Origin of the sequence: Kitasatospora mediocidica KCTC 9733 (assembly GCF_000744225.1) — a bacterium.
Taxonomy (GTDB): domain Bacteria; phylum Actinomycetota; class Actinomycetes; order Streptomycetales; family Streptomycetaceae; genus Kitasatospora; species Kitasatospora mediocidica.
On record NZ_JQLN01000007.1, the window covers coordinates 72,793 to 86,423 of the forward strand.

Annotated in this window: 10 protein-coding genes and 1 tRNA gene; 5 read left to right on the forward strand and 6 right to left on the reverse strand. The window is 70.3% G+C overall.

Translation table 11 applies throughout. The features are described from left to right. Nucleotides 1–12 precede the first annotated feature (12 nt). The 4 genes from BS80_RS30820 to BS80_RS30835 all read right to left on the reverse strand — a co-directional run bounded on the left by BS80_RS30820 (nt 13) and on the right by BS80_RS30835 (nt 3,653). Nucleotides 13–858 carry a glycosyltransferase family 2 protein gene (locus BS80_RS30820; RefSeq protein WP_035806323.1) on the reverse strand — a complete coding sequence of 282 codons (846 nt, stop codon included), beginning with the start codon at nt 856–858 and terminating at the stop codon, nt 13–15. Between the two features lie 161 nt (nt 859–1,019). Further along, complete coding sequence (locus BS80_RS30825; RefSeq protein WP_035806324.1) at nt 1,020–1,757, reverse strand: CDP-alcohol phosphatidyltransferase family protein; 738 nt, start codon at nt 1,755–1,757, stop codon at nt 1,020–1,022. 91 nt (nt 1,758–1,848) lie between these two features. Continuing rightward, complete coding sequence (locus tag BS80_RS30830) at nt 1,849–2,910, reverse strand: iron-containing alcohol dehydrogenase family protein (protein WP_035804465.1); 1,062 nt, start codon at nt 2,908–2,910, stop codon at nt 1,849–1,851. Continuing rightward, nucleotides 2,898–3,653: a phosphocholine cytidylyltransferase family protein gene (locus BS80_RS30835; RefSeq protein WP_035804467.1), complete on the reverse strand. Its 756-nt coding sequence runs from the start codon at nt 3,651–3,653 to the stop codon at nt 2,898–2,900. Before BS80_RS30835 ends, BS80_RS30830 begins: the two co-directional genes overlap by 13 nt. 560 nt (nt 3,654–4,213) lie before the next feature. On the opposite strand from BS80_RS30835, the gene idi reads away from it, so the two are divergent. Beyond that, complete coding sequence (gene idi, locus BS80_RS30840; RefSeq protein WP_035804469.1) at nt 4,214–4,822, forward strand: isopentenyl-diphosphate Delta-isomerase; 609 nt, start codon at nt 4,214–4,216, stop codon at nt 4,820–4,822. 21 nt (nt 4,823–4,843) lie between these two features. Here the strand turns inward: idi and BS80_RS30845 are convergent, their stop codons facing one another. Continuing rightward, nucleotides 4,844–5,353: an ATP-binding protein gene (locus BS80_RS30845; protein ID WP_063772122.1), complete on the reverse strand. Its 510-nt coding sequence runs from the start codon at nt 5,351–5,353 to the stop codon at nt 4,844–4,846. Between the two features lie 476 nt (nt 5,354–5,829). Here BS80_RS30845 and BS80_RS30850 point away from each other — a divergent pair. From BS80_RS30850 to BS80_RS30865, 4 genes are all read left to right on the forward strand, one after another. Further along, nucleotides 5,830–5,914, forward strand: a tRNA-Leu gene (locus BS80_RS30850). Between the two features lie 16 nt (nt 5,915–5,930). Then, complete coding sequence (locus BS80_RS43225; RefSeq protein WP_456298583.1) at nt 5,931–7,598, forward strand: WXG100-like domain-containing protein; 1,668 nt, start codon at nt 5,931–5,933, stop codon at nt 7,596–7,598. Further along, on the forward strand, nt 7,595–11,482 hold the full coding sequence (locus BS80_RS30860; RefSeq protein ID WP_051967442.1) for an RHS repeat-associated core domain-containing protein: 3,888 nt from the start codon (nt 7,595–7,597) through the stop codon (nt 11,480–11,482). The genes BS80_RS43225 and BS80_RS30860 overlap by 4 nt, the downstream gene beginning before the upstream one ends. 5 nt (nt 11,483–11,487) lie before the next feature. Then, complete coding sequence (locus tag BS80_RS30865) at nt 11,488–11,988, forward strand: hypothetical protein (RefSeq protein WP_035804473.1); 501 nt, start codon at nt 11,488–11,490, stop codon at nt 11,986–11,988. A 644-nt stretch (nt 11,989–12,632) separates the two neighbouring features. Here the strand turns inward: BS80_RS30865 and BS80_RS30870 are convergent. Beyond that, nucleotides 12,633–13,571 (reverse strand): MerR family transcriptional regulator, encoded by a 939-nt coding sequence (locus tag BS80_RS30870; RefSeq protein ID WP_035804475.1) that lies wholly within the window; start codon nt 13,569–13,571, stop codon nt 12,633–12,635. Nucleotides 13,572–13,631: the final 60 nt, after the last annotated feature.

The window sequence follows — 13,631 nt, forward strand, 5'->3', positions numbered from 1 at the left end:
CGGCCGGTCAGATCAGATGACCGGCGGTCTGCCCAACCTGGTCAATCGCCATACAGTACGCCACCGCATGGGCCGCCGCGCACCGCACGGTGTGCGCCAGCCCTCCCGGAAACCGCCCCACCAGGCCTTGAGCGCCGGACCCGAGGGGCGGCGGACCAGGGTGAGCAGCAACCAGGTGCACAGATAGAGAGGCACCAACAGGGCCGGAAGGTTCCGTCGGGCCAGCCACACCCTGTTCCGGGCCACGTTGTGGAAGTACGTGGCGTGCCGGGCCGGGGAGGTGGTCGGGTGGTGCAGCACGATGTCGGCGCGGTAGTCGATCGACCACCCCGCGTCCAGCGCCCGCCAGGCGAGGTCGGTCTCCTCGTGGGCGTAGAAGAACTCCGCGGGGAGCTGGCCGGCCTGCTCGAAGACCTCGGACCGGACGGCGCTGGCGCCGCCCAGGAAGGTGGTCACCCGGGACGACTGCAGCGGCTCGCCGGCCCGCAGTCGCGGCACGTGGCGGCGGGCCGTCTCGCCCGTGTCCGGGTCGGCGATCCGGAAGCTGACGATGCCCAGGCCCGGGTCGGCCGTGAACGCCTCGCGCAGCAGGCGGGCCGAGTCGGTGTTCGGCAGCAGCCCGTCGTCGTCCAGGAAGAGCACGGCGTCGACGTCCCGGCCGTTCGGGCCGAAGAGCTCGATGCCGACGTTGCGGCCTCCCGGGATCCCGAGGTTCTCCGGGAGCTCGACGGTGCGTACGTCGTTGGGCAGCGGGGGCAGCGGGGCGCCGTTGCCGACCACGGCGAGCTCGACGTCCGGGCCCTCCTGGTCGATCACGGAGTCGATCAGCGCGTTCAGCTCGGCCGGGCGGTTGCCCATCGTGATGATGACCGCGCCGAGCCGGAACCGGTCGGCGGCGGAGGCCTCCGTCCCGGCCTCGGCCAGCGCCTCGGGGGCCGCCTCGGCCAGTGCCTCGGTCGCTGCCTCGGTCGCTGCCTCGGGGGCCTCGCCGACCTCGGTCTCGCTCATCGCGGCCTCGCTCATCGCAGCCTGCTGGAGAGGACGATGCTGAGCAGGTGGAGCACGGTTTGCAGCATCGCGATGGCGGCCAGCAGGACGACCGCGAGGCGGGTGAAGTACAGCCCGCCGTGCACCGTGTCGGCGATCCCGGCGGCCAGCAGGAAGAGCGAGCACTCGACCGCGCCGACCAGCCGGTGGAACTTCAGGAAGGCCGCCGCCTTACGGGCCTTGGCCACGCCCGATGCCCGCGGCACCGAGGCGCTGTCCTCGACGGCGGTCATCCCGCTGCGGGCCCGGGCCACGTCGACCAGGTCGGTCTCCGACTTGATCAGGATCGCGCCGAGGGCCGCCAGCGTGCCCAGGAAGGCCCACTCCCACTGCGAGGTCGGACCGTGCTTGTGGAAGAGGTCGGCGGCCCGCAGACCGGCGCCGGTGAGCAGCGCCGCCTCGGACATGTAGTGGCCGACCCGGTCCAGGTAGACGCCGGTGAGCGAGGTCTGCCGGCGCCAGCGGGCCACCTCGCCGTCCACGCAGTCGAGCAGCAGGTAGAGCTGGATCAGGACCGCTCCGGCGATGGCTCCGGCGATGCCCGGGATGACCAGCGCGGCCCCCGCCAGCACTCCGGTGAGCATCATCAGGTAGGTCAGGCCGTTGGGCGTGATCGCGGTGACCGTCGAGAGGACCCGGGTGATCCGCAGCGAGATCCGCCGCATGTAGAGCCGGCCCGCCCAGTGCTCGGCACTGCGGCGCTGGAGCATGCCCTCGGGGTGGATGACGGCGCGCAGCTCCGCGATGGAGGGGCGGATCGTGAGGTCGACCGCGGGGCGGTCGGCGGCAGCCTGGTGGGGCTCAGCTGTTGACGGCTTGGACATAGTCGGCGTACGCGTCCCTGATCGCTGAAGGGGAGAGGTCGAGGTGCTCAAGGATGGTGAAGCGGCCCGGCCGGGTATTCGGAGCGTAGTGCACCGCGTCGGTGAACTCCGCCTCGGTGAAACCGATCTGATCGGCGGTCACCGGCAGCCCGTGGGCGGTCAGGCGGTCGACGATCAGGCCGGCCAGTTCGTGCTCGCCCCGCAGGAAGCTCGCAAAGGCGGCCCCTAGGCCGACCTGCTCACCGTGCTGGGCGGAGCGCTTGGGATACAGCACGTCCAAGGCGTGCGAGATCTCATGACAGGCGCCCGACGAAGGCCGGGTACTGCCTGCGATGTTCATCGCGATGCCGGACAGTACCAGTGCTTCCGCGAGCGCCGTAAGGAGGTCCGGATCTTCCAGCGTTCCCGGGTGGCGCAGCAGGTTCTCACCGGCCGAGCGGGCCATCGCGATGGCCAGTCCGTCCACCGGTTCACCGGTCTCCCGGTGCGAGAGCTCCCAGTCGGCGCAGGCCGAGATGTTGGAGATCACGTCACCGATGCCGGCCGCCACGAATCGCCTCGGGGCCTTCTGGATCACGTCCAGGTCGACCACGATGCCGATCGGTCCGGGCACCCCGTAGGAACCGCGACCCGCGTCGTTGTCGAGCGTCGACACAGGGGAGCAGATGCCGTCGTGGGCCAGGTTGGTGGCCACGGCGACCACGGGCAGCCCGACACGCGCGGCGGCGTACTTGGCGGCGTCGATGATCTTACCGCCCCCCATGCCCACCAGAACGTCATAGTGGCCGCCGCGCATCGCCTCCGCCAGGCTCACCGCACCGTCCAGCGTGCCGTCGTCGACGTGGTACCAGTCCGCGCCGGGCAGCAACGGCTCCAGGCGCTCGCGCAGCAGCTCCCCGGACCCGTTGCTGATCGCTACCGCGATCCGCCCGGAGGCGGAGAGCCGCTGGTCGGCGAGGATGCTGGCCAGCGAGTCCAGTGCGCCGTGCCGGATCTCGACGAGCAGCGGTGAGGGGATCAGCCGGGTCAGTACTGGCACGCGATCTCCCGCGCCTTCGCCAGGTCCTCGTGGTTGTCGACCTCGACCCAGGAGACCTCGCCGATCGGCTGCACGTCGATCCGCAGGCCGCGGTCGGCCATCTCCTGGTAGCCGTCCTCGTAGTACAGCTGCGGGTCGCGCTCGAAGGTGGTGCGCAGCGCGTCCGTCAGGTCGGCGGCGGCGGACGGGTTGATCACGGTGAGCCCGATGTACTCACCGGTGGCGTCCGCCGGGTCCATCAGCTTGGTGATCCGGCGCACCCCGGTGGCCGGGTCGACGATGACCTTCATCTCCTCGTCGGCCAGCTTCTTCATGGTGTCCAGAGCGAGCAGGATGCCCGGAGCGCGGCCCTCGGCGATCATCCGGTCGTTGCCGTCCAGCATGGTGCGCTGCACCGAGGCCGGGTGCACGGTGTCGCCGTTCGCGAGCAGCAGGCCCTCGGCGAAGAGCTCACGGGCGCACCAGAGCGAGTAGGCGTTGTTCCACTCCTCGGCCTTGTCGTTCTCGACCAGGGTGAGCTTGACGCCGTACTGCTGCTCCAGCGCGTCCTTGCGGTCGTAGACCGCTTCCTTGCGGTAGCCGACCACGATCGCGGCCTCGCGCAGGCCGACCTCGGCGAAGTTGCCGAGCGTGAGGTCCAGCACGGTCTTCTCGCCGTCCACGGGCACCAACGCCTTGGGGAGGGTGTCGGTGTACGGGCGGAGCCGGCGGCCGGCTCCGGCCGCCAGAACGAGGCCGATCATGCGGGGTCTCCTGTTTCGTCGAGGTCGTCGAGGTCGTCAAGTCCGTCGGCTTCGTCGAATCGGGTTCGTCGAAATCGTCGAATCGGCTGTCTCGTCGGGTTCGTCGTTCCGGGCGGACGAACGGCGGGGCCCCCACATCACCCGTCGTCCGGCGTTCCGGTCCCGCTGTGCGGGAGGTCTCCGTGTCCTAAGCGATGGTAGGCGACGGCCACGACCAGCCCGAACGGCACCCGGGCCCCCCGGGGCCGGGCGGGCTCCCGCAACAGCCTCCCGGGCCCCGGGCGGCTGCGGGGCTGCGGCCGCCGTCGGGGCAGCCGGCCGACGCCGTCCCGACCGCCCGAACAGCTGCTCGACCAGCGGGAACGGCGTTTCCCACCGACGCGTACTCTGTGCCGCGAATGCCTCCGGCCGGACCGGCCATACGGCAGACTGGGACCCCGACGCCCACCGGTGCCCGCAGCTCGCACCGACGGGCGTTCTGCCGTCCGCTGGACCGGGGGGCCGTCCCGGGTGGCGCACCCGGGTGGCGGCGCCGGTCCCCGTGCCCCGAAAGAGGCCGCATGCCCGAGAGCCGACCGACCAGCCCGACCCAGCCCGCGGGGGACCCGGCGTCCACCGCGTCCGTCACGACCGACGAGATCCTGCTGGAGCTGGTGGACGACGCCGGCAACACCATCGGCACCGCGGAGAAGCTCTGGGCGCACCAGCAGCCCGGGCGGCTGCACCGGGCCTTCTCGGTCTTCCTCTTCGACCAGCAGGGGCGCCTGCTGCTGCAGCGCCGGGCGCTGAGCAAGTACCACTCCCCCGGCGTCTGGTCCAACACCTGCTGCGGCCACCCCTACCCCGGCGAGACCCCGTTCGCCGCCGCCGCGCGACGCACCGCCGAGGAACTCGGCGCGGCACCCGCGCTGCTCTGCGAGGCCGGTACGGTCCGCTACGACCTGCCGGACGAGGCCTCCGGACTGATCGAGCGCGAGTGGAACCACCTCTTCGTCGGCCTGATCACCGCCGAGCTGCGGCCGGATCCGGAGGAGGTCGAGGACACCCGCTTCGTCACCGCCCAGGAGCTCAAGGAGCTGCGGGCCGAGCGGCCGCTCTCGGTCTGGTTCAGCACCGTCTTCGAGGCCGCGCTGCCGGGGATCCGGGAGATCGCCGGCCGGGACTGGTAGGTCGTCGCGCGCGGCCGGGCCTCAGTGTTTGGTGTCCGCCGTGCTGCCCGCCTCACTGCCGCTGCCGCCCTGCGCCGACTTCTCGGCGGAGGGCGGCAGCGGCAGTGAGGCCCAGATGACCTTGCCGCCGTCGCCGGTCCGCTCCACGTCACAGGCGCCGCCGGCCTCCAGCGCGATGCTCTTCACCAGCATCAGCCCGCGCCCCCCGGTCTGCCCGTGGTCGCTCTGCACCGCCTTGGGCCGGTACGGGTGCCCGTCCTCCACCGCGACCCGGACCTGACCGCCCCCGATCACCACCTCGGTGGTGACCTGGGGGGAGAGCAGCGCGGCGTGCGTGACCGCGTTGGTGACGAGCTCGGAGACGATCAACAGCAGGCCGTCGGTCACGTCCTGGTAGCACGGCCCGTCCAGGCCCTGCGCGCGCAACAGATCCCGGACCGCGTGTCTGACCTGCGGCACCGAGGACTCGTGCGCGGCTGCGACGATCCGCCACAGGCCGGAGGCCACCGACGTCGCCGGCATCGCCGACATCGTCGGAGCCGGCCACGCCCCGCTGCTCTGATCCACGTCGTGCCACCCTTCGCGCAGGACTCGGGAGGCGTCGCCGGCGCCGGCCGGCCTTTCGGGAACGGGGCGTTCCGTTCAGGGCTCCCCTTGGTCTCCAGAGGCTAGGAGAGCCGCCGGAATCACCGGGCGCGGACGAGGAACTTGCCCCTGGCGGACCGATTCCGACCGATCATGGCGTTCTTTGGCGCACTTACGCACCGAATGCGTTCGCCACCTCAGCAGGATCGTTCACGCTCCCAGCAGCCCCGCCGCGCTCCCCCACCGCACCCCACCGCACCCCCACGTCCGCCCGCGCCGCCCCACGCCGCCTGCTCGCTACGACCGTCCGCCGCCCCGCCTACCCCACCAGCGGAAACGCCGGTGAAGAGCACCCCGAACGCCTGGTAATGTTCTCTCTGTCGCCAAGGGGACAGCACGAAAAACCCCGAGGCACACACCCTGTCCGGGTGGCGGAATGGCAGACGCGCTAGCTTGAGGTGCTAGTGCCCTTTATCGGGCGTGGGGGTTCAAGTCCCCCCTCGGACACGACCCATTGGCCAACATGGTTGGCCAGGGAATGCAGGTCAGGAGCAATCCTGACCTGCATTTTGCGTTGCGCGTGATTGTACCGGCAGCGCAGGCCGAGAGCGGCGTAGGTCTGCCGCTTGGTCTCGGGGTTCGCGTCACGCAGGACGTCGACCATGCTGCCGGCCTGGGTGACAAGGTCGACGATCTGCTGTTCGGTCAGGCCCTGGGGGCGGCGGGTGCCGGTGACGGAGCGGAGGCGGGCTTCGGCCCGGGTGCGCTGGGCCTCGCTCTCGGCGATCCACCGGGTGATGAGGGCGGTCGCGCCGGGGTCGGCGGTGGCGAGGGCCTGGCGATAGCGGGCGAGTTCACGGTCGCAGGCGGCGATCTCGGCGCGGGCTTCGATCTCGGCCGATTGATTGCCGGCCGGGGCACCGGTTCCCTGGGCGGCGTGGAGTCGCTGGATGGTGGCGGCGCGGTGGCCGGGGGCGAAGAGGACGGCGAGCCAGCGGTCGAGGGTGGGAATGACGTTCGCTTCCCGGAAGAGGACGTTGCGCGGGTGGGTGACCTTGTTGGCCAGCGCGTACTCCTCCGGGTAGCGGCAGCGGTAGTAGGCCTCCTCGTGGACCCAGTGGCTTCCCATCTTCCGATCGCACAGGACACAGGCGACCCGGCCACGCAGGAGATAGGGGTGGACGGAACGGACCCGATCGCGAGCGGAGTTGTGCCGACTGCGGGAGAACACGATCTGCTGGACCTTCTCGAAACCTTCACGGGCGAGCAGGGGCGGGTGGGCGATCCGGTCCGACCAGACCCACTTCTCCTCGGTCGTGGAGCGGCTCGTCACTGCCGGCCAGTGGCAGTGGTGCAACCCGGGCGACGGGTGAGGCGGTGTGACCTGCTCGTACAGGTGTGCGCAACCCTGTCGCCTGGGTTACGGTCTGTGCCAGTGTCAACGCTCTGCGGGGGGTACTCCATGGCGATCGAGCTGCCTGGCGAGGTGGTGTCGATGCTCCAGTTCATCGGTGTGAATTGGCCGAATGTCAATGAGGACAAAGTCCGTGAGCTCGCCTCGCATGTGCGCGAGTTCGCGGACTGTGTGGACGGGACGCACCAGAAGGCCACCGGGACGGTCAGTGCGATGGCCGCCGACTACCAGGGTGGTTCCTACGAGGCGCTGGTGTCGAACTGGGCGCACCTGTCGTCCAGTCACATGTCCGATCTGGTGGGCGCGTGTCACACCGTGGCGACGGCGTTGGACGCCGCCGCCGACGTGATCGTGGCGATGAAGATGCAGGCGGTCGCCGAACTGGCGGCGCTGGCGGTCACGTTCGTGGCCGACCAGGCCGCGGCAGTGGCCACGCTCGGCCTGGCCGAGGCCGGAATGGCACTGATCGTCGAGGGTGCCGAACAGATCACCGACTATCTGGAGCAGCAGCTTGAGCAGTACGTCATCGGCCAGGTGATCGAGGCGGCGATCACTCCGCTTGTCGCGGTCGTCGCCAAGGCCGTGAACGGACTGGCGTTCTCCGCGGTCGCCGGAATCCTGGGCGCCTCCGGCAGTGCGGACAGCGGAGGGACCGGCTTCAAGATCGACCCGGCCGCGCTGGAGGACCACGCCGAGACCATGAACGGACACGCACAGGAAGTCGCCGGGCACGCCGAAGCGCTGCGCGGCAAGCTGGCGGGGGTGGACTTCACATGAGCAACCAGATCGTCAAAGCGCTCGAGGACGGCGCCAAGAAGCTCGGCAAGGCCCTCGCTGAGGATGCCGGCAAGACGGTCAAGGACTTCTACCACTCGGCGTCGTCGAAATTGAAGACGGTGGCCAAGCGGACAGCCGAGACCGATGCCGAACACGAAGCCGCTCTGAAGAAGATCCTCGACGATGGCAAGCACGACGAACCGCACGGGCCCCACCTGGCCGGCGGCGCGCGCGGCCGAGGCGAAGGGGAGCAGCCCCTGGGCCGGGGTGGCAGGAGCGGACAGGCCGTCGACGGCAACGGTGGGTGCAAGACCGCCGGTGACCCGGTCGACGTGGTGTCCGGCCAGGTGCTCACCACCGAGATCGACCTGGTCCTCGCCGGTCTGCTGCCGGTCATTCTCCGGCGCTCCTACGCTTCTGGGTACATCGGCGGCCGGCTGCACGGGCAGGGCTGGTCCTCCACCCTCGACCAGCGGATCGAGATCGATGCCGACGGTATCCACTTCGCGGGCGATGACGCCCAGATCCTGCACTACCCCCACCCCGGGCAGCCCGGGCTGGCGGTCCTGCCGTCGGCCGGGGCCCGTTGGCCACTGACCTGGGACCAGCACAGCGGAGACTTCCGCATCGAAGATCCGGACCGTGGCTGGACGCGCCACTTCACGGGCGCCGGCGCCGGCGCCGGCGCCGGCGCGTACCGGATCGGGGAGACCCGCTCGATCTCGGCGCTGTCCGACCGCAATGATCACCGGATCACCTTCCAGCGCGACGACCGCGGCCTGCCGACCGAGGTCGCCCACACCGGCGGGTACCGGGTCGCCGTTGACACCGTCGTGACCCCACAGGGGCCGCGGGTCGAGCAGCTGCGAATACCCGGCAGCGACGACATCACGGTCGTCGCCTACCAGTACTACCCGGACGGTCGACTGGCCGGCGTCGTCAACTCCTCCGGTCTGCCCTACGTCTACGAGTACGACGACGCCGGCCGGATGACCGCGTGGATCGACCGCAACGGCCAGAGCTACGAGTACGCCTACGACGACCAGGGCCGGGCTGTGACGGGCACCGGGCAGAATCGTTTCCTCAACGCTTCCTTCCGCTACGACACGGACCGGCGGGTCACCACCTCCACCGACAGTCTCGGGCACACCACCGAATACCACTGGGACGCACACCACCGCGTCACGCAGATCGTCGACCCCCTCGGCTGCAGCACGACGACCAGCTACGACGCGCAGGGCCGCATCACCGCCCGCACCGACGAGATCGGCCGCACCACCCGCTTCGACCTCGACGAGAACGGCGACCTGGCCCGCATCACCGAGCCGGACGGAAGCACCACCACCCTCACCTACACCGCTCTGCGGCAACTGGCTTCCGTGACGCAAGCGGGCGTTCTCACCTCCGCGTTCACCTACGACGAGACGGGCAACCTCCTCACGGCGACCGACGCGGCCGGTGCCACAACCGTCAAGCAGTACGACGGCCAGGGGCGACCGGTGTCCGTCACCGACCCGCTCGGACACACCCAGCGCATCGAGACCAACCCGGCGGGCCTGATCACCACCGTCACCGACGCGCTCGGCCGCACCGTTCACGCGACGTATGACGCCTTCGGCCGCATCGCCAGCTCCACCGACGTGCTCGGCGCCACCACCCGCGTGGTGCGACGGATCGAGGGGGAGGTCACCGAGCGAATACATCCCGACGGCACCCGCGAGACGTGGACCCACGACCCCGAGGGCAACGTCACCCAGACGTGCGACCAGGCAGGCGCGATCACCCAGTTCCGGATCGGGCCCTTCGGGCAGCCCGCCAGCCGGGTCCTGCCGGACGGAGAGGAACAGCACTTCGAGTACGACACCGAGCTGCAGCTCCTCGCCGTCACCACCAACGGCCTGGTCTGGCGCTACCGCTACGACGAGGCCGGACACCTGGTCGGTGAGAGCGACTTCAACGGCCGCACCCTGACCTACCGTCTGGACGGCGCCGACCAGTTGCTCCAGACGATCGACTCCGCCGGCCGCACCACCGCCTTCGACTACAACCAGGCCGGTCAGATCACCGAGCGCCGCAACCACGACGGCTCGACGACCCGCCTCGGGTACGACGACCGCGGGCGCCTGACCGCGATCACCAACAGTGCCGGCAGCACACTGCGGTACACCCACGATGCCACCGGCCACGTCCTGAGCGAGAGCGTGGACGGGCGGACGACCACCTACACCTACGACCTCCTGGGACGACGCACCGCCCGCACCACACCCACCGGCCTCACCTCAACCTGGACATGGAACGCCACCGGCCAACCGGCCGCCCTGACCAGCCCGCTGGCCTCCCTGTCCTTCGCCCACGACCAGAGCGGGCGCGAAACGACCTGCTACATCGGCACCGGCGCGGCCCTGACCCAGACCTGGGACGCCTGCGACCGCCTCAGCGCCCAATCCATCTGGGCTCGCGGCCACGCACGGGACCCCGACACCTTCACCAACACACAAGAACGCACCTACACCTACCGCTCGGACGGCATGCCGCAAACCGTCACCGACCGGCTCCGGGGACGGCGCGACTTCACCCTGACACCAGCCGGCCGCGTCACCCGCGTCAGCGCGCAGACGTGGAGCGAGACCTACGCCTACGACCCGCTCGGCAACATCACCCACGCCCAGGACACCCGCCGGCCCGACAGTGCCACCGCGGGCGAGCGCACCCACACCGGATCACTGCTGCACACCGCCGGACGTACCTCGTACGCGTACGACGACCAGCAACGACTGGTACGCCGCGTCACGCGAACCCTCTCCGGGCAACGCCACGAGTGGCGATACACCTGGAACGCCGAGGACCAGCTGACGCGGGTCGACACCCCGAGCCGCGGCAGCTGGGCCTACACCTACGACCCGCTCGGTCGCCGCACCAGCAAACGGCGCCTTGACCAGGCCGGCGGTGAAGGCGCGGACGAGACGACCTTCTTCACCTGGGACGGTGTCCAGCTCACCGAGCAGTACACCGCCGGTGCCGGCGGCACCGGGCACACCCTCACCTGGGACTGGGAACCCGGCACCTGGCGGCCCGTCGGCCAGAGCGAGCGCTCGTGGCATTCGACCGCCGAGGTCGACAGGCGGTTCTTCGCCATCGTGACCGATCTCGTCGACGCCCCCAGCGAACTGGTCACCGACGACGGCCACATCGTGTGGGCCGCCGACGCCGACCTCTGGGGACGGGAGCTGCGCCGGCCCGATGCGCAGGCGGGCACGCCGACCTGCCCCTTGGGCCGGCCGGGCCAGTACCACGACGACGAGTCCGGTCTCCAGTACAACTACTTCCGGTACTACGACCCGGCCACCGGTCGCTACTTGAGCTGCGACCCTTACGGCCTTGACGCCGGCCCCAACCCGCACAGCTACGTGCCCAACCCGCTCTTCTGGATCGACCCGCTGGGTCTTGCACCCAAGCGGCAACCGGTCGGCTGGGGCGGCTCCCACTACAGCCTGCGGCCGAGCAACTGGACCGACGGCAGCGACAACAACAGCTACGAACGCAACCACATGCCGGCGCGTGACGCGTACCTCAAGATCGCGGGTGCCAAGCTGGGCTACGGAGCCGGCCCGGCCATCCGGATGGACTACGACGACCACCGCAAGTTCATCAGCACCGGCTCCGGCGACGAGTCGATCGCCTGGCGGGCCAAGCAACGCAGCCTCATCCGGCAGGGCAAGTTCGACGTGGCGATGAAGATGGACATCGGCATGATCCGCAAGGCCCACGGCACCAAGTACGACGCCGCCATCAAGGAGATGACCGACCACATGAAGGTGAACAAACCCTTCCAGAAGTACCTCTCCGACCATGGCTGGAAGATCCGCTACTGCCTCCTAGAATGACGGCCATGGACATCGAACTGGACCCGCCGAACGGCATCACCGACTTCCCACTGGGCATGCCCGCGGCGGACGTCAAAGCGTCCGCCGCGGCACTCGGCCGCGTTGACGTCTCCAACGAGGGCTCCACCGCGCGATTCCGCCCCATGAAGGTCCTCGCACTGCACCCCCAGTTCGAGATCGTCTTCCACATCAAGGACTCCAAGACGCTGCGCGCCGCGGAGGTGTGGATCCCGAGGGAGGGCCCGCAGGACATCACCGTCCGCTTCCGCGGGATCGACGTCTTCCGTACCCCCGCCCTGCAACTGGTCACGCAGCTCGAGGAACTGGGCCTGACAGTCCTGCACAACGAGCCCAACCACTGGGTGGTCCCCAAGCTCTCCCTGGGCCTGGGCCGCGTCGCCGGACACGACGTGCCCCTGGACAACGACGGCGAGCCGCTGTACTTCCAGTCCATCCTCGTCGGCCCGACCGACTACTACGACTTCCTCCTCGACGAAGAGGACTGACGGGTCCTCGCAGAACAGAGCCCGAACGGCCCGGGTCTGGTGCGGCAGAAGCCGGACCGGCGGCAGGAGTGAGGACGGCGGGACAGGCCAAGGAGCTGTCCGGTCGATCACGCAGTTCGCTGGGCTCCCCTTCTGCGAAGGGCTACGTGGTGGTGATGGCTCGTGAGGCGGCCGTTGCGATGGTGCAGAGGGTCATGGACGCGGAGTACGCCGACGATGCCGAGGCCGACCCCGCACTGGAGGCGCTGGACAGGGCCCTCGGCTGCCGCCAGCCGCCACGACACTGGCACACTGACCTTGAGGCCACCGAACTTCGACCGCGACTGAGAGCTCCCGATCATCGGGGAACACCCAGCTCCAGCTCCCCCAACACCCCCGACCGCCGTCGGCTCACGGTGCGTGTCCCCCTCGGACACTTCGTTACGCACACAGAAGATGCGGGTCGCGACTCAACAGTCACGATCCGCTTCTTTGTTCGGCCTCGCCGTCACGCTTCACGAGCTCGGCGAGCCGGACGCGGCGACAGACGCGCTCGGGAGCCGCTGGAACTGCTTCGTGAGCACGGCGACCGCTCCGACCCTGACATCGGCCGGCTTGTCGAAGCCATGGAGGGCTACCGGGAGGACCTCGAGTAGCCACTGGTCTCAGCCGGTCTCGGCGAGCTGGGTGTCCAGGGCCGCGCGGAGCCAGTCGTGGGCGGCGCCGAGCGTGGGGGGCTCGGCGGGGGTGGTGAGTTCGGCGGCGAGGGACCAGTAGCGGGCCATCACGGGGTCGGCGGTGCGGGTGAGTTGGTTGCTGAGCTGCCGGCGGAAGGCCGGGGTGTCGGGCTGGTCGAGGGAGTGGGCGTGGGCGGCGACGAAGCAGTCGAGGGCGGCGCCGTCGTGGGGGGCGCGCTGGGTGGTCAGGTCGTCGGCGGCGAGGTCGTAGGCCTCGCGGAGGCCGTCGTAGAGGACGTCGGGCCGCCCGGCGTCCGCGGGTCGGCGGGCGGCGACGAGGCAGGCGTCGCTGACGCCGGAGACCAGGTGGTGCAGCCGGGCGAAGGTGAGGACCTGCGCGGGGGTGGGGTCCGGAGGCGGTTGTGGTACGGCCGCGTCGACGATCGCGGTGGTCAGCCGGGCGGGCATCCGGGTGGGGAGGACGCGGCGCCAGAAGCGGGCGACGGTGCCGGTGTCGGGCGGGGTGGTCATGGCGCCGATCAGCCGTAGCCGTTCGGCGCGTTGGGCGGGGGTGGAGTCGTGGAGCACCCGGAGGGCGGCCTCGCGCCAGCGGAGGGCGGTGAGTTGGGTGCCGAGTTCGGTGAGCTGCCGGGCGACGGCGTCCTCCAGGGCGCTGTCGAGACCGCCGTCGACGGCCCCCTCGGGTTCGACGACCCGGCCGACGTCCGGTACCGACAGGTCCAGGGCGCGGAGGGAACGGATGAGTTGCAGCCGGTCGAGCGCCTCGGGGTGGTAGCGGCGGTGGCCGCCGCTGCTGCGGTCGGCCTCGGGCAGCAGGCCGCGGTCGGAGTAGAAGCGCACGGTCTTGACCGTGACGCCGACGAGTCGGGCGAGCTCGCCGATGCTGAGCAGGTCGTCCGGGACCATGGCTTGAACCTCCCGCAGGGGGAGTTCCTACCGTACCGGTCAGTGCGCGGACGGGTTGGG